Genomic DNA, 20,800 nt, shown 5'->3' on the forward strand with positions numbered 1-20,800 from the left:
GCGCAAAATGCTTAAGAACGTAATCGGACCTGGCCCCAATAAAGAAAAACCCCTCTAAGGGCGCGCCTGAGAGGGGTTGCAACCGTATACAAGCGGCAAGCGTGCTTACACCTTGGCGTGCGCCTCGATGAAACGGCGTACGGACGCTTCGTCGCAGTCCATCACTTCGACGCGCTGCGGCAGCGATTCAAGATCGGCGAGGTTGCCGGGCGGCGTCGCGGGACGGCCAAGCGCTTCCTCGATGGTCTCGGAGAACTTGGCCGGCAGCGCGGTTTCCAGCACGAGCATGGGAATGCCCGGCTCGACGAATTCGCGCGCGACCTTCACGCCATCCGCGGTGTGCGGGTCAACCAGCACGCCAGTAGCGTCGTACAAGGCGCGAATCGTCGCCAGACGGTCCACATGCGAGCTGGCGCCCGACACGAAGCCATACTGCGACTCGAACTGATCCTTCATGTCGGACAGATCGAACGCGCCATCCCGCGGCAGCGCCGTCCACAGCGCCTTCACGCGATCGGTATCGCGGCCCACCAGATCGAACACGAAGCGCTCGAAGTTGGAGGCGCGCGAGATATCCATCGACGGGCTGGAGGTGGCGTACGTCTGCTCGGCGGGACGCGGACGATACACGCCGGTACGGAAAAACTCTTCCAGCACGTTGTTCTCGTTCGTGGCGAGCACGAGGCGGCGGATCGGCAAGCCCATGCGGCGGGCAATGTGACCCGACAGGATGTTGCCGAAGTTGCCCGACGGCACGGCAAAGGACACTTGCTGTCCGGCGCGTTCGGTGGCGCGCAGCCAGCCGTGGAAGTAGTAGACGACCTGGGCGGCAATGCGCGCCCAGTTGATCGAGTTCACGGCGCCCAGGCGATACCGGTTCTTGAAGTCCAGGTCGCCGGCCAGCGACTTGACGATGTCTTGCGCCTGGTCGAACACGCCGCGCACGGCGATGTTGTGGATGTTCTCGTCTTGCAGCGAATACATCTGCGCGCGCTGGAAGGCGCTCATGCGGCCGTGCGGCGACAGCATGAACACCGCCACGCCCTTCTTGCCGCGAAGCGCGTATTCCGCCGCCGAGCCCGTGTCGCCGGAGGTGGCGCCCACGATGTTCAGCGTGGTGCCGCGCTTTTCCAGCACGTATTCGAAAACCTGGCCAAGAAACTGCATGGCCATGTCCTTGAACGCCAGCGTCGGCCCTTCCGACAAGCCCAGCAACGACAGCCCGCCGTCGAGCGGACGCAGCGGCACGATGTCCTCGCTGCTGAAGATTTGCGGCGTGTAGGCGGCGCGAGTCAGACGGCGCAGGTCGTCCGCAGGAATGTCCGTGGCGAACAGCGACAGCACTTCGAATGCCAGGTCGGCATACGACAGGCCGCGCCAGGATTCCAGCGTTTCAGCGGAGACCTGGGGCAGCGTCTGCGGCACGGCCAGCCCGCCGTCGGGCGCCAGGCCTTCGAGCAGGATGTCGGAGAATTCGAGCGGGGCCATGCCCCCGCGCGTCGAGATGTATTTCATATCAATGGCTCCTCGATGGGCCGGACTCCCTGGCGAGGGAGCCAGGCTTCATCAGGTCAGGTTCTCCACGCGCAGACGCGTCACCTTGGACCGCACGAACGGCAGCGACTCGATGCGCTCGATGGCCTGGTTGACGTTGCCTTCCATGGCCTCGTGCGTGAGGAAGATGATGTCCGCGCCGCCGATGTGCGACGGTTGCTGGATCATCGAACCGATGGAAATGCCGCGGTCGGCCAGGATGCGGGCGATGTCCGCCAGCACGCCCGGCTGATCGTCGACGCGCAGGCGCAGGTAGTAGGACGTGCTGACCTGTTCGATCGGCAGGATGGGCGTGTCCGACATGGCGTCCGGCTGGAAGGCCAGATGCGGCACGCGGTTGCCCGGATCGGCGGTGTGCAGGCGCGTCACGTCGACCAGGTCGGCCACGACGGCCGAGGCGGTAGGCTCTTCGCCTGCGCCCTGCCCGTAATACAACGTGGGGCCGACGGCGTCGCCCTTGACCAGCACCGCGTTCATCGCGCCTTCGACGTTGGCCAGCAGACGCTCGGACGGCACCAGCGCCGGGTGCACGCGCAGTTCGATGCCGTCGGGGCGGCGCTTGGTGATGCCAAGCAGTTTGATGCGGTAACCCAGACGCTCGGCGTGCTCGATGTCTTCGGCTGCCAGTTGCGAGATGCCTTCGATGTGGGCGCGGTCGAATTGCACCGGCACGCCGAATGCCAGCGAGGCCAGCAGCGTCAGCTTGTGCGCGGCGTCCACGCCTTCCACGTCGAACGTGGGATCGGCTTCGGCGTAACCCAGGCGCTGGGCTTCGGCCAGCACGTCGGCAAACGGCAGGCCGCGCGAACGCATTTCGGACAGGATGAAATTGGTGGTGCCGTTGATGATGCCGGCCACCCACTGGATGCGGTTGGCGGTCAGGCCTTCGCGGATCGCCTTGATGATGGGGATGCCACCGGCGACGGCGGCTTCAAAGTTCACCATCACGCCGCGCTCAGAGGCGGCGGCGAAGATCTCGTTGCCATGCTTGGCCAGCAGCGCCTTGTTGGCCGTGACCACATGCTTGCCGTTGGCGATGGCTTCCAGCACCAGCTCGCGGGCCAGCGTGTCGCCGCCGATGAGCTCGACGACGATGTCGATCTCAGGATCGCGCACCAGCGCGTGACCGTCCGTATCAACCACGATGGAATCGCCCACGCGGGCGCGGGCCTTTTCCACGTCGCGCACGGCGGCGCGGACGACTTCAATGCGGCGGCCGGCGCGGCGCGCGATTTCCTCGGCGTTGCGGGACAGCACGGTCCACGTGCCGCCGCCAACCACGCCAAGACCCAGCAGACCCACCTTCATGGGTTTCATCGCGCCGCCCTCTGCGGGCGGGCGTTGAGGGGAATTCATTTCACTTCTCCATAATCCTGTGCATGAAGCTGTTGCCACCCGATCGCGATGCCGCGGATCCGGCTCCGCCGGTCCGCAGGCATGCCCCTTCAGAGGGGGAAGCGCGCAGCGCTGCGGGGGTGGGCACCCATCACTTCAGCAGACCGTCCTTGCGGAACATATCTTTGATGCCGCGCACCGCCTGGCGGGTACGCTGCTCGTTTTCGATAAGAGCGAAGCGCACGTATTCGTCGCCATACTCGCCGAAGCCGATCCCGGGGGACACGGCCACTTTCGCATCCGACAGGACACGCTTGGCAAATTCCAAAGAGCCCATCGCCCGGTAGGGTTCGGGGATCTGCGCCCAGATGTACATGGACGCCTTGGGAATTTCCACATTCCAACCTGCTTCATGCAGGCCGCGCACGAGCACGTCGCGGCGGCTTTGATACTGCGCCACGATTTCGTTCACGCAGTCCTGCGGACCGTCCAGCGCGGCGATGGACGCCACCTGGATCGGCGTGAACGTACCGTAGTCGTGATAGCTTTTGATGCGCGCGAGCGCGTTCACGAGCTCGCGGTTGCCGACCATGTAGCCGATGCGCCAGCCCGCCATGTTGTAGCTCTTGCTCATCGTGAAGAACTCGACGGCGACGTCGCGCGCGCCGGGCACCTGCATGATGGACGGGGCCACGTAGCCGTCGAACGTGATGTCGGCGTAGGCCAGATCATGCACGACGAGGATGTCGTGTTCCTTGGCCAGCGCGACCACGCGCTCGAAGAACGACAGGTCGACGCACTGCGCGGTCGGGTTGCTGGGAAAGCCCAGCACCATCATCTTGGGCTTCGGGATGGATTCGCGCACGGCGCGTTCCAGTTCCTCGAAGAAGTCCACGCCCGGCGTCATGCGCACGGAACGGATGTTGGCGCCGGCGATGACGGCGCCATAGATGTGGATCGGGTAGCTGGGATTGGGCACCAGCACGGTGTCGCCGCGGTCCAGCGTGGCCAGCATCAGGTGGGCCAGGCCTTCCTTGGAACCGATGGTGACGATGGCTTCGGAGTCCGGATCGAACTCGACCGCGTAGCGGCGCTGATACCAGTCACAGATCGCCTTGCGCAGACGCGGGATGCCCTTGGACACCGAGTAGCCGTGGGTGGTGGGACGGCTGGTCGCCTCGACCATCTTGTCGACGATGTGCTTGGGCGTTGCCCCATCCGGATTGCCCATCGACATGTCGATGATGTCTTCGCCACGCCGACGCGCCGCCATCTTGAGCTCGCCGGTAATGTTGAAAACGTACGGGGGCAAACGCTCGATGCGAGAGAACTTCCTCATGATGGGAATCCTTAGGGGCGAAAAGGCAAAAAGACCAGGGCGCGGTCGCGCGAAGGGGAAAGGGGGCTTAGAACCGCGCCAGCACACGATTGCAGCGCAGCAAAACCCTGTAATCTAGCGCAACGACGCCTGAGGGGCAAATGGGAAAAAAAAGCCCCTTTTCCCTCGTGGATACGTTGCAACATGCGCCGTGTCCGATGCGCTATTATCAAGCACGTATAGCCGGAGTTTTTATTGAAGCTGCATACCGATCCTGCGACGGCCGCTCTTAACACTGTCACCGCTTACGGCGATGGCTATATCGAGGTCAACCAGGTACGTTTTTCCTCCTCGGTCGCTTTCGGCCCCGAAGGCGAAGTGACCATCTGGCCCGTTGAGTCGCCGGCCGACATTACCTCCTCCCTCTTGCTCCAGGCAGCCGGATTGTCCGAGCCCGCCCGCAACCCCCTGGATTTTCTGGATGCCCCGGAAGCCGCGCCCAGCCGGCCGGCCAACGCGCCCGAAGTCCTGCTGGTGGGCACCGGCGGCAAGCAGCTGTTCCTGCGCCCTGAAGTATTGCGTCCCCTTTTGGCCGTGGGCATTGGCGTGGAAACGATGGACACCCACGCCGCCTCGCGCACCTACAACATCCTGATGGCTGAGGGACGGCGCGTGGTCGTCGCCCTCATCCCGCCCAATGGAGCTACCAGTCAATGACGCCGAGCATAGGCAAACCCGCCCCGCTGTTCACCGCCGAAAGCACGATAGGCCCCATCAGCCTTGAACAATGCCAGGGGCGGGCCGTGATCCTGTATTTCTACCCCAAGGACAACACGCCCGGCTGCACCACCGAAAGCCAGGATTTCCGCGATCTGCATGGCGACTTCCTGTCGGCCAGTGCGATCGTGATCGGCATCTCGCGCGACTCGCTGAAGTCGCACGAGAATTTCAAGGCCAAGTACGAGCTTCCTTTCCCTCTCATCTCCGACGCCGACGAAACCGTCTGCAACCTGTTCGGCGTCATCAAGCAGAAGAACATGTATGGAAAGCAGGTGCGCGGCATCGAACGCAGCACCTTCTTGATCGACGCCTATGGCGTGCTGGTGCAGGAGTGGCGCGGGGTGAAGGTCCCGAACCACGCGAAGGAAGTCCTGCAAGCCGCCAAGAGCATCGGTTAGCCGCACAGGAAACCCGTCAGGCGCTATAGCCGGCCCAAACAGGAGAGTGACGCATATGCCGCTTCCGAAGTTGCCTACCCGCCCCGCAGCCATCCTGACCTTCCCCTCGGGCGAATCCGCCCGGGCGCAGGCCCGCACGACCAAGACTGCCGCTGCGCGGTCCAACACCCAGGCTGCCCTCGCCGACGACGAGGACGAGCTGCTGGTCCAGCCAGAACTTGATGGCCTGGCGGCGCCGGCGCGCAAGGCCCACACGCCGTCCCCTGCCCACGAAACGCCACCGCCCGCCCCGGCCGCGCCCGCCGCCCGCGCCCCAGCGCGCCAGGCCAAGGCCACGCCCGCGCCGGCCAAGCGCAGCAAGGCGCGCGCCGAGAACGCCCCGCGCAAGTTGTTCGTGCTGGACACGAACGTGCTGCTGCACGATCCCAGCTCGCTGTTCCGCTTTGAAGAACACGACATCTTCCTGCCGATGATGACGCTGGAAGAACTGGATCACCAGAAGAAGGGCATGTCCGAGGTGGCGCGCAATGCGCGTCAGGTCAGCCGTTCGCTGGACTCGCTGGTGCAGGACGCCACGCACCTTGACGAAGGGCTGGAACTGGCAAAGCTGGGCAACAAGGACGCCACCGGCCGTCTGATGTTCCAGACGACCGCCATCCACAGCACCCTGCCCTCGGACCTGCCGATGGGCAAGGCCGACAACCAGATCCTGGGCGTGGTGCGCGCCCTGCAGGAAAAGTACCCGCAGCGCGAGGTCGTGCTGGTGTCCAAGGACATCAACATGCGCCTGAAGGCGCGCGCGCTGGGCATGGCCGCCGAAGACTACTTCAACGACCACGTCCTTGAAGACTCGGACTTGATGTATTCGGGCGTGATGCAGTTGCCCGAAGACTTCTGGAACAAGCACGGCAAGGACGTCGAATCCTGGCAACAGGGCGGCACCACCTTCTACCGCATTCACGGCCCGCTGTGTTCGCAGTTCGTCGTCAATCAGTTCGTCTACTTTGAAGGCCAGATGCCGCTGTATGCGCAGGTACGCGAAGTCAGCGGCAAGATGGCGGTGCTGGCCACCCTGCGCGACTACACCCACGGCAAGAACAATGTCTGGGGCATCACGGCGCGCAACCGCGAGCAGAACTTCGCCATGAACCTGCTGATGAACCCGGAATGCGACTTCGTGTCGCTGCTGGGCCAGGCGGGCACCGGCAAAACGCTGCTGGCGTTGGCGGCGGGCATCACGCAGGTGCTCGAAACCAAACGCTATACCGAGATCATCATGACGCGCGTCACGGTGCCTGTCGGTGAAGACATCGGTTTCCTGCCTGGCACCGAAGAGGAAAAGATGCTGCCCTGGATGGGCGCGCTGGAAGACAACCTCGACGTGCTGAACATGGGCGATGGCGAAGGCAACGGGGACTGGGGCCGCGCGGCTACCATGGACCTCATCCGCTCGCGCATCAAGGTGAAGTCCCTGAACTTCATGCGCGGCCGAACCTTCCTGAACAAGTACCTCATCATCGACGAAGCGCAGAACCTGACGCCCAAGCAGATGAAGACGCTGGTCACCCGCGCGGGTCCCGGCACCAAGGTGATCTGCCTGGGCAACGTCGCCCAGATCGACACCCCCTACCTGACCGAAGGCAGCTCCGGCCTGACGTTCGTGGTCGACCGCTTCAAGGGCTGGCCGCACTCCGGCCACGTCACGTTGCAACGCGGCGAACGTTCGCGTCTGGCCGACTACGCGGGCGACGTGCTGTAGTTCTTCTTCGCGCGCAACAAAAAAGCCCCTTGATTGCTCAAGGGGCTTTTTTTACCGCCGCGCGCCGATTATTTGTCGGCGGCGTTGGTGATGGCATTGCCCGCCCGGGACACATCCTTGCCCATGCCGGCAACGGTATTGCAACCGGCCAGCACGAAGCCGAATACGACAAAGGCAGTCAGCACAAACTTGCCGCGCATGCTCTAACTCCAAAATGAAAAGATGAAAGCGCCTATGCTCAGGCGATCTGCACGCGCAGTTCGCCCAGGCCTTCGACGCCGCCCGTGATCACGTCACCTTGGCGCACGGCGCCCACGCCTTCAGGCGTACCGGTGAAGATGATGTCGCCGGGCTGCAGTTCAAACAGGCCCGACAGATAAGAAATGCTTTCCGGAATGTTCCACAGCATCTGCGAAATGTCGCTGGATTGCTTGCGCTCGCCGTTGACGTCCAGCCAGATGGCGCCCTTGTCGAGCGTGCCGACCACGCTGCGCGGGTGGATGGGACCCAGCGGCGCGGACTGGTCGAACGCCTTGCCGATTTCCCAGGGACGGCCCTGCTTCTTCATTTCGCCTTGCAGGTCACGACGGGTCATGTCCAGACCCAGCGCATAGCCCCACACGCATTCGTTGGCCTGATCGACGGGGATGTCGCGGCCGCCCTTGCCCAGCACCACGACCAGCTCCATTTCGTAGTGCAGGTTGGACGTCTTGGGCGGGTACGGCATCTTGCCGGTTTCGCCATCGGCCACGAACAGCACCGCGTCGGCGGGCTTGCAGAAGAAGAACGGATCTTCACGGCCGGTGAAACCCATTTCCTTGGCGTGTTCGGCGTAATTGCGGCCGACGCAATACACGCGGCGCACGGGGAACAGCGCGGCGCTGCCGGCAACGGGAACCGCGACGGGCGGCTGGGGAGGCAAAACGTAGTCCATGAGCTATCAACCTATGACAAATACGTGACCGGAAAAACCGGGAAAAATATTACCCCGACGCGCGCGCGCTTGGCTTGCCCTGTGACCCCGCGATGGGGCGGTGTTGTTGTTGGGCGGCCGGGCGTTTGAAAAAGCACTCGCGAGTGTAGCCCTTTCTGCGGCCAAAGCGAGTGCCGGATGGATCGGAAGCCCACAAGACAGCGGCGCGGCTGCGACTGGCCGCAGCCGTCGCGGCCGCGCCGCAGGAAGGCGCCAGCCGGCGCGATGATGCCGGCTGGCCGATAGCCCGATCAGCCCTTGGTGTAGCGCTCGGCGCTGCGCACGATTTCCTCGTGTGCGGCGTCCACGCCCTTCCAGCCCTTGACCTTGACCCACTTGCCCTTTTCCAGGTCCTTGTAGTGCTCGAAGAAGTGCTGGATGCGGGAGATGTCTTCCGTCGGCAGATCTTCGTAGGACTTGATATTGCGGTACGGGGGGTACAGCTTTTCGATCGGCACGGCCAGCAGCTTGGCGTCGCCGCCCGACTCGTCGTCCATTTCCAGCACGCCGATGGCGCGGCAGCGCACGACGGCGCCGATCTGGATCGGGAACGGGGTCAGGACCAGCACGTCGGCGGGGTCGCCGTCTTCGGACAGAGTCTGGGGGATGTAGCCGTAGTTGCACGGGTAGTGCATGGCCGTCAGCATGAAGCGGTCAACGAAGATCGCACCGGAATCCTTGTCGACCTCGTACTTCACCGGGTCGGCGTTCATGGGGATTTCGATGATGACGTTGATGTCTTCGGGCAACTTCTTGCCAGGGGAGACGCGATCAAGACTCATGGTTCAACCTTGTTTGTCTGAAAAGATATTCAAATCGAGCCGTCGTCCTCGAACGGCGGCTTGGTGGTCGGCACGGGCGCCGCGGGCGGCGCCGGCTTGGCGGCGGGCGCCGCAGGCGCAGGCATCGGCGCGTACGTGGGCACCGGCTCGTCGAAAGCGGCAGCCGGGATCGGCGCGCTGTCGAAGTATTCATCAATGTCGGACGTGCCGCGTGCCAGCGGCGCATCTTCGGGTGCAAGGGCGCGGTCGTGCTGTGCCTTGCTGACGCGCGCGTCCGGGTCCAACACGTAGTCCGAGGCCGACGCGGCGACGGGCGCTGCCGCGGCACCAGCGGGCAAGGCCGGGTAATCGCCGCCGACGTCCGTGTCGCTGTCGGTGTCCGACAGGCCGACGGCATAGCCGCCTTCGGCGTCCACGCGGTAGGGATCCGAACCGGTGTCCGCGGCGGGAAGCGCTGCATCCGAGGCCAGCACGGGCAGAGCCATGCTGGCGGCCGTCGCCAGGCGCCAGTGGCGCACGGCGTCGACCGGGCGATCCAGGCGATCATAGAGACTGCCCAGCAATGCATGCGTCTGCGCATCGCTGCGTCGCGCGAGGCTGCGCAGCAAATAGCGTTCGGCCTGGCCCCAAAGCTGGCCGTTCAGGCACAGCATGCCCAGCGCAGTCAGCAGGTCGGGATCGGTAGGACGTTGATGCAGCCAGGTTTCAGCCTTGGCCAGGCGGCGCGACACGTGTTCGGCGTCGCAGCGGGCGTAGGCCGCCACCAGGGCGGGATTGAACTTGACGGCGATGGCCGACTCCAGCACACGGGCGGCTTCGTTGGGTTCGCCAGCGGCTTCGAAGGCCGCCGCGCCCGCCAGGGCGATTTCAGGCAGCAGGCGCTCTTCGGCCTTGAGGTCTTTCCAGATGGGGCGCCAGGCATCCTGGCCTGCCGCAGCCCGCAGGCGCGCGGCGCCGGCCGCGTCGATCAGCACGTCGGCTTCAGGGCGGCCCAATGCATTGCGGCGCAGAAGACCGCGCGCCAGCGTGAAGACCTGCTCTTGGTGATTCAAGGCCGTATGTGCGCGCAGCAGCAGGCGCATGGTGTGCAGATGGCGCGCGCCACCGTCGGCCAGTGGCCCCAGCACGGTCAAGGCCCGCTCGGCGCGGCCCTGATCCAGCAGCATATCGGCGGAAACCGTGGCCGTGGCTTCAAGCAGGCCGGGATCCGTGCCGGCCTGTTCCTGCGCGTTGGCAAGCAGGCGATCGCGCCGGTCGAATTCACCGAGGCCATGCGCGGCACGGGCGGCCGACAGCGCGGCCAGGACGCGGCGCGTACGGACCTTGGTCTGGTCCAGAAGCTTCGTCAGGTCTTTTTCGGCATGGGAATAGCGGCCTTCGAGAAGACCAATCCAGCCACGTTCCAGCAATTCATGGTCGCGCGCCTGGGCACGCTTGCCGCGCCAGGCCCGGACGCGATCGGGAATGGCGAGCAGCCATGCCAGCAGGCGCAGGCCGACATACAGGATGATGAACGTCGCGACGATGAGCAGGACGGCGAGCGTCAGCGACATCTCGATGCGCCACGGCCACACCAGAAGCAGCACGTTGCCCGAATGCGAGCGCAGAACCACCGCCAAGGCGACGGCGACGACGGCGAGCAGCAGGGTCCAGAACCAGGTACGCATGAGCTCAGTCCTGCTCGCTGGTCTTGAAGCCCGCGGCGCGCAAGGCCGCGACGGCATTCAGGCTGTCCGCCACGTCCGGCATGCGCACGGCGATGTCGGTCTGGGCCAGCTCGCGCGCGAGGGTTTGCGCGGCGACGGTGTCGGGCGAACGGCCATCGAAGTATTTGGACAGCGTCGAACCGACGTTATCGAGCTCGCTCTTCCAGACGGACGGCTGGCGCATCAGCATTGCCAATTGCGCCGTCAGCAGCCGCTGGCGCAGCGTGCCGCGCACCTGATCGGCTTGCTCGGGCGACAACAACAGCGCGGCGGGTTCATCCACGCGCTGGATGGTGATGAGTCCGCCAAGTTCATGGGCCAGCGCGGAGCCCGCGCGGCCAGGCCACGAGGCGACTTCGGCGCGCCAGCGCTGCCACCAGGGCGCGTCGGCGGGGAGCCCTGCCTGCGGATCAACGACGGGGGCCGGCGCGGGAGGCTGGGCCTGGCCTACCGGCGCCACGCCGGGCGACACGGTGTCCGGCACCAGCAGCGGCGCCTTGCCGATCAGCGCGACCAGGCGCTCGATGCGGCCCGACTGGGCGGGGATATCGACGGTGGACACGGCGCGCAGGCGGTCCAGGTCGCCGTTGATCGATTGCTGCAGGCTGGAGAAACGCGGACGGTCGGCGCGCGCAAGGCGCGATTGGGCGGTTTCCAGCGCAACGATCGCGTTGGAGACATTGCCCGCCAGACGCAATTGCTGGTTGGCGATCGTCAGCAGACGCTCGACGTCGTTGGCCAGCAGTTCGTCGCTGGCGCTGTCGTTGAAGTTCTGCCAAGCCTGCTGCAGGGCGTTGTACTGGCTTTGCGTCTCGCGCAGCGTGTCTTCGAGTTCGGCGACGCGGCCCGACTGCGCCTGCGCCAGAGCGAGGGCTTCGCGGGTGTCCTTGCGGGCTTGCGCGACGTCGGCGCCGAGCGTATCCAGGCGCGTTGCGACTTCGCGGCCGGCGGAGACGAACTGGGTGCGTTGCTTCCACAGCGCATAACCCAGGCCAACGGCCAGCAGGATGACGATTATCAGGGCGGTGACCAAGGGGCCACTGCCGCGCTTGGCCGGACGGGCCTTGACGGAGTCGGCCGGGGCCGATGCGGACGCACTTGCGTCCGGGGCGGCCGGATGAACGGCCGAATCGGTAGCGGGAGTCTTATCTGTCATGACGCGATTGTATTCGGTGTCAGTCCGAACCAACGAATCAAGCAGCAACAAAAGCCTGGAATATCGACTCGTCGTTCGGCACGCAGATTTTTACCATCGCCGCTCCGGACGCGCCATGACAGGACGGTGGCAGGCGGCGCACCAGCGAGGGGTGCGTGATCACAAAGCGGCAGCGCAGCCACCAGTCAGTCAGACCTGCTGCGTGAAGCTGATTCTGGACGGCGTCTGCGCCCTCCCCGCTGGTGAGCAGCCAGGTGGCGATAACACCCGTATCGGCCCAGCGCCGCACGTTAGCGAGCTGATCAGGCGTCCAGCGAGCCGGCTGCCGCTGGTAGGCGGCGTGACGCGTTACGTGAACGCCATGGGCCTCGAGTTTGTCGCCGAGCCAATCGCGTCCCTGGGTGCCACGCACCACCAGCACGCGCGCGGGCAGCGTAGGCTGAGCCTCGAGCACTCGCCACAGCGCCTCGGAATCGTGGGTGGGTGCGGACTCGTCCGGATGCAGAACTGTTGTATTCGCGCCAAAGAAGCCCGTCTCGCGCAGCGCCTGTGCGCTGGCGGGCCCGACCGTGGCCGCGGCCACGCCCGCGGGCCAATCGGCGGCGCCTTCAGCCTGGGAAAGCTGGTTCAGGTACTGGCGGGCCGCATTGCCGCTGACGAACACGACGAGGTCGAACGCCGAAGGCCGGGGCAGGTCTTCGGATGCGACGGAGATGGGATGGATTTCAAGCGCGGGCAGGATGCAAGGCTGCCAACCGGCGCCCTGCAGGCGGCCAGCCAGCGCTTCGTTGCGCCCCGCGGGCCGCGTCAGGATGGCGATGCGCGGCCCTTCGGCGGCTGCAAACGCCGGATCCATCAGTGCGGCTCGTTGTGCAGGAGTTCGCGGAGGATCGCCGCGGCGCCCGCGTCCAGCAATTCGGAGGCGGCGGCTTCGCCGATGGCTTCGGCCTGATCCACCGGACCGGTGTGCGTGGCGTGAACGATGCGGGTGCCGTCGGGCGACGCGACCAGCGCGCGCAGCGACAGTGTGTCGCCGGCGATCTGGGCAAACGCGGCCAGAGGAACCTGGCAGGAGCCGCCCAGCTTGCGAGACACAGCGCGCTCCGCGAGCACGCAGGCGGTGGTATCTGCGCTGACCAGCGGCGCGAGCCACGCACGCATGTCGTCGCGATCGTCGCGGATTTCGATGCCAAGAGCGCCCTGCCCTGCGGCCGGCAGGCTGTCGGCCGGGTCGAGCAGGCTGCGAATGCGCTCGCCCAAGCCAAGACGTTCCAGACCCGCCGCCGCCAGCACGATAGCGGCGTAGTCGCCTTTGTCGAGCTTGCCGAGGCGCGTATCCAGGTTGCCGCGCAGGGGCTTGACCACCAGGGCGGGAAACCGGGCACGGATCTGGGATTCGCGGCGCAGACTGGACGTGCCGACCACGGCGCCCGCGGGCAAGTCCGCCAGCGAGGCATACCGGTTGGACACGAAGGCATCGCGCGGATCCGCGCGATCGAGGACGGCGCAAAGCTCGAACGGGGCTTGCAGATCCACCGGCACGTCCTTGAGGGAGTGGACGGCGAGATCGGCGCGCCCGTCGAGCAGCGCGTTTTCGAGTTCCTTGACGAACAGACCCTTGCCGCCCACCTTGGACAGCGTGCGGTCGAGGATCTGGTCGCCTCGGGTCGTCAGGGTAAGAAGTTCAACTGCGCACGCTGGGTACAGCGTGCGCAGCCGATCGCGCACATGCTCGGCTTGCCACAGGGCAAGCCGGCTGGCGCGGGTCGCAATGACCAGACGTTGCGGCAGAGACACGTGATGCCATCAAACGAAGTTGGAGACGATGATCGTCGCGACTACGCCGAGGATGGCCAGCACGAACAGACCCTGAAGAAGGCTCAGGCCCGATTCGGTTTGCTGGGGATCGGTGGATCTACGCAGACTCATGTGCTGATTCCTTGGAAGCGTTCTTGCGGCTTGCAAGCCACCGTCCAAGGACAACAACGAGCAAGGCGCCAATAATTTCAGCGGCGATTTTAACCGTAGTCGGCTGAACGCCAAATTGACGCTCGACAATAACGTCGGTGACCAGCATGCCACCAGCGATCCAGCCCAGGAGGCCCGCGCCGAAGGTGACGACCAGCGGATAGCGGTCGATGAGCTTGAGCACCAGCGTGCTGCCCCAGATGATGATCGGCACACTGACGACCAGGCCGAAGATGACCAGACCCAGCTGATGGTCGGCGTGCGCGTTCTGCGCAGCGCCGGCGATGGCGATCACGTTGTCCAGGCTCATCACGAAGTCAGCGATGATGATGGTCTTGATGGCCGCGACGATGGATGTGCCGCCCTTGATGTCGCCATGCGCATCGTCTTCGGGAACCAGGAGCTTGACGCCGATCCAGACGAGCAGCAGCGCGCCCACGACCTTCAGGAACGGGATGTTCAGAAGCTGCATTGCGAAGGCGATCAGCACGACGCGCAGAATGATTGCCCCTGCGGTGCCCCACAAAATGCCTTGCATCCGCTGCTTGGGCGCCAGGTTGCGACACGCCAGCGCGATCACGACAGCGTTATCGCCGCCGAGCAGGATGTCGATAAGGATGATTTGGAATACCGCTGCCCAACTCAGCGTCTGAAAAAACTCAAGCACTTTGAACCCCCGAAGGCATTTATGAAAAGAATGGCCGGTCCCGGCCCGGCCGCCCTGCCGCGCGCCTTCGCGCGGCAGGTTTATTTAGAAAAACATATTATTGTAGTTCAGCTTTCAGTCAGCTTTCTGGCGCATCAGTAAAACTTTACCAATCAGCAGCACCAGCACTGCACCGAGTGCGCCCGACATCAGCGCGAAGCTATGCTGCGTCACACCCAGCGCGGCGTCAATACGCGCAACGGGCTCTTGCAAAGCCGGATCGCCCACCAGCAGTTCGCCCGCGATGAAGCCCAACAGCGCCGCACCGACCCAGACGATGAGCGGGAAGCGTTCGATGACCTTCAGGAGCAGCGTGCTGCCAAAGATGACCAGGGGAATACTGATGGCCAGGCCGAGCACCAGCAACGTCGTATCGCCCATTGCCGCGGCGGCGACGGCCACCACGTTGTCCAGGCTCATGACCAGGTCGGCGATCATGATGGTGCGGATGGCGGTGAAAAGATTGCCCTGCGTCTTGCCGGCGCCGTCTTCTTCGCCTTCCGGCAGCAGCAGCGTCACGCCGATGTAGACCAGAAGCAGTGCGCCGATCAGCTTGAGCCACGGCAGCAACAGCAACTTGGCCGCCACGAGCGTCAGCACGATACGCATGATGATCGCAGCGGCGGAACCGACCACGATCGCTTTTTTCTGTTGTGCCGGAGGCAGTGAACGCGCCGCCAGCGCAATAACCACGGCGTTGTCGCCTGATAGCAGAATGTTGACCCAAATGATCTGGAGCAACGCGATCCAGAATGCCGCTGAACTGAGTTCCATGCCTCTCTTTCCTAGGTGTGATCCCCCTAGGACAAAACCAAATTAATGGATGAATTTGAACGGAGAAACGTACTGACCGTCTTGGTGCGAGCCCGACGGCATTCTTGCTGGTACGCGCAAAATTTCTTTCATTATAGTTTCGTTCAGCTTTCCGTATGATTGCCCCGACCGCTTCCTGGACGCGGGATTACCCTAAGAAATCACCAAAAAGATGGACGAAAAAAAGCCCGCCGAAGCGGGCTTTTTATTGCGCAATGCTGAGACTTACAGCACCGACTTGAGCAGCTTGCCCATTTCGGAGGGGTTGCGCGTGGTGCGGATGCCGCAGGCTTCCATGACTTCCAGCTTGGCGTCGGCCGTGTCGGCGCCGCCGGAGATCAGCGCGCCGGCGTGGCCCATGCGCTTTCCGGGAGGGGCGGTGACGCCAGCGATGAAGCCGACGACCGGCTTCTTCATGTTGTCCTTGGCCCACTGCGCGGCGTTGACTTCGTCCGGACCGCCGATTTCGCCGATCATGATGACAGCGTCGGTGTCGGGATCGTCATTGAACAGCTTGAGCACGTCGACGTGCTTCAGGCCGTTGATGGGGTCGCCACCGATACCGACAGCGCTGGATTGGCCCAGGCCCAGTTCGGTGACTTGCGCCACGGCTTCGTACGTCAGGGTGCCCGAACGGCTGACGATGCCGATGCGGCCCTTGCGGTGGATGTGACCGGGCATGATGCCGATCTTGATTTCGTCCGGGGTGATCAGGCCGGGGCAGTTCGGGCCCAGCAGCAGCGTCTTGCTGCCCTTGGCCTTCATGCGGTTCTTGACTTCGAGCATGTCGCGGACCGGGATGCCTTCGGTGATGCAGATGACCAGTTCCAGCTCGGCTTCGACGGCTTCCCAGATGGCGGCAGCGGCGCCGGCGGGCGGCACGTAGATGACCGACACGGTGGCGCCGGTGTCAGCCTTGGCGTCCTTGACCGATGCGAAGATCGGCACGCCTTCGAAGTCTTCACCAGCCTTCTTGGGGTTCACGCCGGCCACGAAGGCGGCCTTGCCATTGGCGTACTCACGGCACATGCGGGTGTGGAACTGGCCCGTCTTGCCCGTGATGCCCTGGGTGATGACCTTGGTGTCCTTGTTGATCAGAATCGACATTGTGAATCCTTGATTTTCTCTTTACTTGACGGCGGCTACGACGCGGGTGGCAGCTTCGGCCATCGTGTCGGCGCTGATGATGGGCAGACCCGATTCAGCCAGCATCTTCTTGCCGAGCTCTTCGTTGGTGCCCTTCATGCGGACGACCAGCGGCACGTTCAGGTTGACGGCCTTGCAAGCAGCGATCACACCTTCGGCGATGACGTCGCAGCGCATGATGCCGCCGAAGATGTTGACCAGGATGGCCTTGACGCTCTTGTTGGCCAGCATGATCTTGAAGGCTTCGGTGACCTTCTCGGCCGTGGCGCCGCCGCCGACGTCCAGGAAGTTGGCCGGCTCGCCGCCGAACAGCTTGATGGTGTCCATCGTGGCCATGGCCAGGCCGGCGCCGTTCACCAGGCAGCCGATGTTGCCGTCGAGCTGGATGTAGGCCAGGTCGAACTTGCTGGCTTCGATTTCAGCAGGATCTTCTTCGTCCAGGTCGCGGTAGGCGACGATTTCCGGGTGACGGAACAGGGCGTTGGAGTCGAAGTTGAACTTGGCGTCCAGGGCGATGATGTTGCCCTTGCTGTCGCGGTTCAGGGGGTTGATTTCGACCAGGGAGGCGTCGGTGTCCATGTAGCACTTGTAGAGCTTCTGGAACACGTCAACGGCCTGGGCAGTCGAGTCGGCGGGCAGGCCGATCGCGTTGGCGATCTTGGTGGCTTGCTCGGCGGACAGGCCGGTCAGCGGGTCGATGTATTCGGTGATGATCTTTTCGGGCGTGGAGTGAGCCACTTCCTCGATGTCCATGCCGCCTTCGCTGGAAGCGATGAAAGCGACATTCTGCGTGGCGCGGTCGGTGACCAGCGACACGTAGTATTCCTTCTGGATGTCGGCGCCGTCTTCGATGTACAGGCGGCGGACCTTCTGGCCTTCGGGGCCGGTCTGGTGCGTGATGAGCTGCATGCCCAGGATTTCGGAGGCCAGCTTGCGGACGTCGTCCAGCGAGCGGGCCAGCTTGACGCCGCCGCCCTTGCCGCGGCCACCCGCGTGGATTTGTGCCTTGACGACCCAAACCGGTCCACCCAGCTTTTCAGCGGCAGCCACGGCCTCGTCGACGGAAAGAGCGGGGATCCCGCGCGGCACGGGGACGCCAAATTGCTTCAGCAGTTCCTTGCCTTGATACTCGTGGATTTTCATGTGTTACCTGTCAGGACGTATGAGAAAAAGAAGGTGAATCGGAGGACGACTCGGCCGATGCCTCAGCGCTACCCCCGGTGTACCACTCGGGATAATGCTCAGCCACCACAGGGCCGCCAGTGCTGAGCGCATGGCAGCCGTCCAGTTGGAATGGACGCCGGTTCGGGTTGGGTTCCTGCCGCCGGCGGTTGGCCATGGTCTGGACCGCCGCGGTGGGAAGCACCTGCGACAGTTCGGTCATGTGCGTACAGCCTTCCACATGCCCGAACCGCTCTTTGACCTGGCGACGGAACCCCTTGAGCAGGTTCATGCCGATCAGGTCAGTGTACGCCGGCTCGATGGCCTTGCAATGCTCGCCGTAAGGCGCCGCGTCATAGACGGCCTGAGCCGCCACGATCGAGAATTGCTCGTCGATGGTGATGCGCAGGTGCATATGGTGGATGGGTTGCCCCGCCTTGAACATCTCGCCGTCGCGCTTGGGAAAATCGTACGCCTTGACGTCGATAAGCTCGGCTTCCAGGTCCCAGTTGCCGTCGTCGCGCGCGTACGACTGCACACGTATGGAACGCGTATGCAGCGGCTGACGAGGACAATCCGGCGGTGGCAAGGGCATGCGTGGGGCCTGCGGGGCAGAGACGGCCAGCGCGTAATGGTGCGCGGCAACAAAACCTTCAAAGTATAGCGCAGGCGGCCTGCCGCAATCGTATTAATTGGCCGGGGGATGGCCCGCTATCCCACACGCTGCCATGCGCGGCGGCGGCCACTCGCATTGGACCGTCGCCAGATCGGCCCTGGATTCACCGTCGGTGGATCGCAAAAAACCCGGCGCGCGCAAGGGAGCACGGCCGGGGGGGGGAATGCGGCGCCCGGCGCCCGCGCGCCGGGGACGGACCACGGCTTCAGGCCGCGTCGCGCAGCGCGCGGGCCGCCTGGACCATGCCAATCAGTGCCGCCTCGGTTTCCGGCCAGGCACGGGTCTTCAGGCCGCAATCGGGGTTCACCCACAGGCGCTCCTTGGGCAGGCGGGCGGCAGCCTTGTTCATCAGGTCCACCATCCAGTCCACCTCGGGCACGTTGGGCGAGTGGATGTCGTACACGCCGGGGCCGATGTCGTTCGGGTAACGGAAATCCTCGAACGCCTTGAGCAGTTCCATGTTTGACCGCGACGTTTCGATCGTGATCACGTCGGCGTCCATGGCCGCGATGGATTCGATGATGTCGTTGAACTCCGAATAGCACATATGGGTGTGGATCTGCGTCTCGTCGCGCACGCCAGCGGTCGACAGGCGGAAGCAGTCCACGGCCCAGTCCAGGTACGCCTGCCAGTCGGCGCGGCGCAGCGGCAGGCCCTCGCGGATGGCGGGCTCGTCGATCTGGATGACGTTGATGCCGGCCGCTTCCAGATCCACGACCTCGTCGCGCAGGGCCAGCGCAAGCTGGCGGCAGGTCTGTTCGCGCGGCTGGTCATCGCGCACGAACGACCATTGCAGGATGGTGACCGGACCCGTCAGCATGCCCTTGACCGGCTTGCCGGTCAGCGACTGCGCGTAGGACGACCAGCCGACCGTCATGGGCGCGGGGCGCGCCACGTCGCCGAAGATGATCGGCGGTTTCACGCAGCGCGAGCCGTAGCTCTGCACCCAGCCGTTCTTCGTGAAGGCAAAGCCGGCCAGCAGCTCGCCGAAATACTCCACCATGTCGTTGCGCTCGGGCTCGCCGTGCACCAGTACGTCCAGGCCCACTTTTTCCTGGAAGCGGATGACTTCCTCGATCTCCTTGCGGATGGCGGCTTCGTACGCGGAATCCGTCAGGGCGCCGGCCTTCCAGTCGCGGCGCAGCGCGCGGATTTCGGCGGTTTGCGGGAACGAGCCGATGGTCGTGGTGGGATAGGCGGGCAGCCCCAGCTGCTGCTGTTGGCGCGCGATGCGGCCGGCGAACGGCGCGCGGTCGCGCGACACGCCCGGGGCGGCAGCCATGCGCTGGGCCACGGCCGGATTGTGAATGCGCACCGAAGCGCGTCGCGCGGCCAGTGCAGCGCGTTGCGTGGCCAGCCCGTCCTGCACGGTCGGGTCCGTGGCGCTGTCGAGCGCGCGGCCCAGCAGGCTCAGCTCATCCAGCTTCTGGGCGGCAAAGGACAGCCAGCTCTTGAGTTCGGCGTCCAGATCCGTTTCGTTTTCCAGGTCGACCGGCACGTGCAGCAACGAGCAAGACGGCGCCAGCCACAGGCGGTCGCCCAATTGACGCGCGACCGGAGCCAGCGTGGCGATGGCGGCGTCCAGGTCGGTGCGCCAGATGTTGCGGCCATTGATGATGCCCGCGGACAGCACCTGCCCGTCATTCAGGCCGGCGACCACCGCGGCCAGCTGCTCCGGCGCGCGCACCAGATCCACGTGCAAACCGGCCACCGGCAAGGCCTGCGCCGTCGGCAGGTTGTCCTTCAGACCGTCGAAGTAGGTCGCGACGAGCAGCTTGACCGGGTTGGCGGACAGCGTTTCGTAAACCTGTTTGAACGCGTCGCGCCAGGCTTGCGGCAGATCGAGCGCCAGGATGGGCTCGTCGATCTGCACCCACTCGACGCCCAGCTTGGCAAAGCGCGTCAACACGTCCTGGTAGACCGGCAGCAGCGCCGTCAGAAGCTGCAGCTTGCCGGCATCGGCGGGACCGTCGGCGAATGCGTCGCCCTTGCCCAGGAACAGCCAGGTCAGCGGGCCTGGAATGACCGGCTTGACCTGCAGACCCAGCGCCTGCGCTTCCTTGAGCTGTTCAAACAGGGTGTCGCGGGCAACGCGGAAGGTCTGGCCGGGCACCAGCTCGGGGACGATGTAGTGGTAGTTGGTATCGAACCACTTCGTCATTTCGCAGGCGGCGGCGGGCTTGCCCGACGGCGCGCGTCCGCGGCCCATGCGAAAGAGCGTGTCCAGCGAGACCGCCTCATTGTCCTTCTGACCGAAGCGCGCGGGCACCGCGCCGAGCAGCGTCGTCCATTCGAGGATCTGGTCGTACCAGGCGAAATCGCCCACGGGCACAAGCTTGACGCCCGCTGCCGCCTGAAGGCGCCAATGGCGGGCGCGCAGTTCGCGGCCCGTTTCCTCCAATGCTTCGGCGGTTTGCTTGCCGGCCCAATAGGCTTCAACGGCGCGCTTGAGCTCGCGTTGGGCGCCAATGCGGGGGAATCCCAAATTATGAATCGTAGTCATGTGAACTCGCCATCCCACAAAATTTGTTCAAGTGACGAGCATTCTGACGCCAAATCAAAATGAATC

At 64.6% G+C, this 20,800-nt stretch carries 21 protein-coding genes; 4 read left to right on the plus strand and 17 right to left on the minus strand.

Features of this window, described 5'->3' with window-relative positions:
* Positions 1-105: 105 nt before the first annotated feature.
* From thrC to alaC, 3 genes are all read right to left on the minus strand, one after another.
* A complete protein-coding gene (thrC, locus tag KW836_RS25295) occupies positions 106-1,515 on the minus strand; it encodes a threonine synthase (RefSeq protein WP_218345094.1) in 1,410 nt (469 codons plus the stop codon).
* Positions 1,516-1,566: 51 nt separating this feature from the next.
* Positions 1,567-2,871: a homoserine dehydrogenase gene (locus KW836_RS25300; RefSeq protein ID WP_175138809.1), complete on the minus strand. Its 1,305-nt coding sequence runs from the start codon at positions 2,869-2,871 to the stop codon at positions 1,567-1,569.
* Positions 2,872-3,040: 169 nt separating this feature from the next.
* A complete protein-coding gene (gene alaC, locus KW836_RS25305; protein ID WP_056567313.1) occupies positions 3,041-4,228 on the minus strand; it encodes an alanine transaminase in 1,188 nt (395 codons plus the stop codon).
* Between the two features lie 234 nt (positions 4,229-4,462).
* On the opposite strand from alaC, the gene KW836_RS25310 reads away from it, so the two are divergent.
* From KW836_RS25310 to KW836_RS25320, 3 genes are read left to right on the plus strand one after another with little or no spacing between them, the layout of a single operon-like run.
* Complete coding sequence (locus KW836_RS25310; protein WP_218345095.1) at positions 4,463-4,924, plus strand: Mth938-like domain-containing protein; 462 nt, start codon at positions 4,463-4,465, stop codon at positions 4,922-4,924.
* On the plus strand, positions 4,921-5,385 hold the full coding sequence (locus tag KW836_RS25315; protein WP_056567320.1) for a peroxiredoxin: 465 nt from the start codon (positions 4,921-4,923) through the stop codon (positions 5,383-5,385). Before KW836_RS25310 ends, KW836_RS25315 begins: the two co-directional genes overlap by 4 nt.
* A 55-nt stretch (positions 5,386-5,440) precedes the next feature.
* Complete coding sequence (locus KW836_RS25320) at positions 5,441-7,144, plus strand: PhoH family protein (RefSeq protein ID WP_175124629.1); 1,704 nt, start codon at positions 5,441-5,443, stop codon at positions 7,142-7,144.
* A gap of 68 nt (positions 7,145-7,212) precedes the next feature.
* Here KW836_RS25320 and KW836_RS25325 read toward each other — a convergent pair whose 3' ends face one another.
* From KW836_RS25325 to KW836_RS25360, 9 genes are all read right to left on the minus strand, one after another.
* Entirely contained in the window at positions 7,213-7,344 is a 132-nt protein-coding gene (locus KW836_RS25325) for an entericidin A/B family lipoprotein (protein ID WP_056567326.1), read from the minus strand.
* Positions 7,345-7,382: 38 nt separating this feature from the next.
* Complete coding sequence (locus tag KW836_RS25330) at positions 7,383-8,078, minus strand: fumarylacetoacetate hydrolase family protein (RefSeq protein WP_128827800.1); 696 nt, start codon at positions 8,076-8,078, stop codon at positions 7,383-7,385.
* 290 nt (positions 8,079-8,368) lie between these two features.
* Positions 8,369-8,899 carry an inorganic diphosphatase gene (gene ppa / locus KW836_RS25335; protein ID WP_218345096.1) on the minus strand — a complete coding sequence of 177 codons (531 nt, stop codon included), beginning with the start codon at positions 8,897-8,899 and terminating at the stop codon, positions 8,369-8,371.
* A gap of 29 nt (positions 8,900-8,928) precedes the next feature.
* Positions 8,929-10,566, minus strand: a complete 1,638-nt coding sequence (locus KW836_RS25340; protein ID WP_218345097.1) for a heme biosynthesis HemY N-terminal domain-containing protein — start codon at positions 10,564-10,566, stop codon at positions 8,929-8,931.
* A 4-nt stretch (positions 10,567-10,570) separates the two neighbouring features.
* The gene (locus KW836_RS25345) at positions 10,571-11,761 is read right to left on the minus strand and encodes a uroporphyrinogen-III C-methyltransferase (RefSeq protein ID WP_175124632.1); all 1,191 of its coding nucleotides are present in this window, start codon (positions 11,759-11,761) and stop codon (positions 10,571-10,573) included.
* Between the two features lie 37 nt (positions 11,762-11,798).
* Entirely contained in the window at positions 11,799-12,617 is an 819-nt protein-coding gene (locus tag KW836_RS25350) for a uroporphyrinogen-III synthase (RefSeq protein ID WP_218345098.1), read from the minus strand.
* Positions 12,617-13,558: a hydroxymethylbilane synthase gene (gene hemC, locus KW836_RS25355; RefSeq protein WP_218345099.1), complete on the minus strand. Its 942-nt coding sequence runs from the start codon at positions 13,556-13,558 to the stop codon at positions 12,617-12,619. Before hemC ends, KW836_RS25350 begins: the two co-directional genes overlap by 1 nt.
* Before the next feature lie 9 nt (positions 13,559-13,567).
* Positions 13,568-13,690, minus strand: coding sequence for a hypothetical protein (locus KW836_RS28010; protein ID WP_008164300.1), 123 nt, complete (start codon positions 13,688-13,690; stop codon positions 13,568-13,570).
* Positions 13,677-14,375 (minus strand): TerC family protein, encoded by a 699-nt coding sequence (locus KW836_RS25360; protein WP_218895259.1) that lies wholly within the window; start codon positions 14,373-14,375, stop codon positions 13,677-13,679. The genes KW836_RS28010 and KW836_RS25360 overlap by 14 nt, the downstream gene beginning before the upstream one ends.
* On the opposite strand from KW836_RS25360, the gene KW836_RS28015 reads away from it, so the two are divergent.
* Complete coding sequence (locus tag KW836_RS28015) at positions 14,262-14,537, plus strand: hypothetical protein (RefSeq protein ID WP_255596348.1); 276 nt, start codon at positions 14,262-14,264, stop codon at positions 14,535-14,537. The genes KW836_RS25360 and KW836_RS28015 overlap by 114 nt on opposite strands.
* On the opposite strand, the gene KW836_RS25365 is transcribed toward KW836_RS28015, so the two are convergent.
* The 5 genes from KW836_RS25365 to metE form a co-directional block, all read right to left on the minus strand.
* Positions 14,511-15,209, minus strand: coding sequence for a TerC family protein (locus KW836_RS25365; RefSeq protein ID WP_105238013.1), 699 nt, complete (start codon positions 15,207-15,209; stop codon positions 14,511-14,513). The genes KW836_RS28015 and KW836_RS25365 overlap by 27 nt on opposite strands.
* A 264-nt stretch (positions 15,210-15,473) precedes the next feature.
* Positions 15,474-16,355 carry a succinate--CoA ligase subunit alpha gene (gene sucD, locus KW836_RS25370; RefSeq protein ID WP_056567350.1) on the minus strand — a complete coding sequence of 294 codons (882 nt, stop codon included), beginning with the start codon at positions 16,353-16,355 and terminating at the stop codon, positions 15,474-15,476.
* A 21-nt stretch (positions 16,356-16,376) separates the two neighbouring features.
* Positions 16,377-17,537 (minus strand): ADP-forming succinate--CoA ligase subunit beta, encoded by a 1,161-nt coding sequence (sucC, locus tag KW836_RS25375; RefSeq protein ID WP_056567354.1) that lies wholly within the window; start codon positions 17,535-17,537, stop codon positions 16,377-16,379.
* Positions 17,538-17,547: 10 nt separating this feature from the next.
* On the minus strand, positions 17,548-18,150 hold the full coding sequence (locus tag KW836_RS25380; RefSeq protein ID WP_175124635.1) for a DUF2889 domain-containing protein: 603 nt from the start codon (positions 18,148-18,150) through the stop codon (positions 17,548-17,550).
* A gap of 286 nt (positions 18,151-18,436) precedes the next feature.
* On the minus strand, positions 18,437-20,734 hold the full coding sequence (gene metE, locus KW836_RS25385; protein ID WP_218345100.1) for a 5-methyltetrahydropteroyltriglutamate--homocysteine S-methyltransferase: 2,298 nt from the start codon (positions 20,732-20,734) through the stop codon (positions 18,437-18,439).
* Positions 20,735-20,800: the final 66 nt, after the last annotated feature.

Source organism: Achromobacter sp. ACM05, assembly GCF_019218915.1.
Classification (GTDB): Bacteria; Pseudomonadota; Gammaproteobacteria; order Burkholderiales; family Burkholderiaceae_B; genus Achromobacter; species Achromobacter animicus.

Coding starts and splice junctions, on each gene's coding strand:
- alaC (WP_056567313.1), bottom strand. CDS start 4,228: ATGAGGAAGTTCTCTCGCATCGAGCGTTTGCCCCCGTACGTTTTCAAC.
- KW836_RS28010 (WP_008164300.1), bottom strand. CDS start 13,690: ATGAGTCTGCGTAGATCCACCGATCCCCAGCAAACCGAATCGGGCCTG.
- thrC (WP_218345094.1), bottom strand. CDS start 1,515: ATGAAATACATCTCGACGCGCGGGGGCATGGCCCCGCTCGAATTCTCC.
- ppa (WP_218345096.1), bottom strand. CDS start 8,899: ATGAGTCTTGATCGCGTCTCCCCTGGCAAGAAGTTGCCCGAAGACATC.
- metE (WP_218345100.1), bottom strand. CDS start 20,734: ATGACTACGATTCATAATTTGGGATTCCCCCGCATTGGCGCCCAACGC.
- KW836_RS25325 (WP_056567326.1), bottom strand. CDS start 7,344: ATGCGCGGCAAGTTTGTGCTGACTGCCTTTGTCGTATTCGGCTTCGTG.
- KW836_RS25345 (WP_175124632.1), bottom strand. CDS start 11,761: ATGACAGATAAGACTCCCGCTACCGATTCGGCCGTTCATCCGGCCGCC.
- KW836_RS25380 (WP_175124635.1), bottom strand. CDS start 18,150: ATGCCCTTGCCACCGCCGGATTGTCCTCGTCAGCCGCTGCATACGCGT.
- KW836_RS25350 (WP_218345098.1), bottom strand. CDS start 12,617: ATGGATCCGGCGTTTGCAGCCGCCGAAGGGCCGCGCATCGCCATCCTG.
- KW836_RS25315 (WP_056567320.1), top strand. CDS start 4,921: ATGACGCCGAGCATAGGCAAACCCGCCCCGCTGTTCACCGCCGAAAGC.
- KW836_RS25365 (WP_105238013.1), bottom strand. CDS start 15,209: ATGGAACTCAGTTCAGCGGCATTCTGGATCGCGTTGCTCCAGATCATT.
- KW836_RS25320 (WP_175124629.1), top strand. CDS start 5,441: ATGCCGCTTCCGAAGTTGCCTACCCGCCCCGCAGCCATCCTGACCTTC.
- sucC (WP_056567354.1), bottom strand. CDS start 17,537: ATGAAAATCCACGAGTATCAAGGCAAGGAACTGCTGAAGCAATTTGGC.
- KW836_RS25330 (WP_128827800.1), bottom strand. CDS start 8,078: ATGGACTACGTTTTGCCTCCCCAGCCGCCCGTCGCGGTTCCCGTTGCC.
- KW836_RS25300 (WP_175138809.1), bottom strand. CDS start 2,871: ATGAAACCCATGAAGGTGGGTCTGCTGGGTCTTGGCGTGGTTGGCGGC.
- KW836_RS25340 (WP_218345097.1), bottom strand. CDS start 10,566: ATGCGTACCTGGTTCTGGACCCTGCTGCTCGCCGTCGTCGCCGTCGCC.
- sucD (WP_056567350.1), bottom strand. CDS start 16,355: ATGTCGATTCTGATCAACAAGGACACCAAGGTCATCACCCAGGGCATC.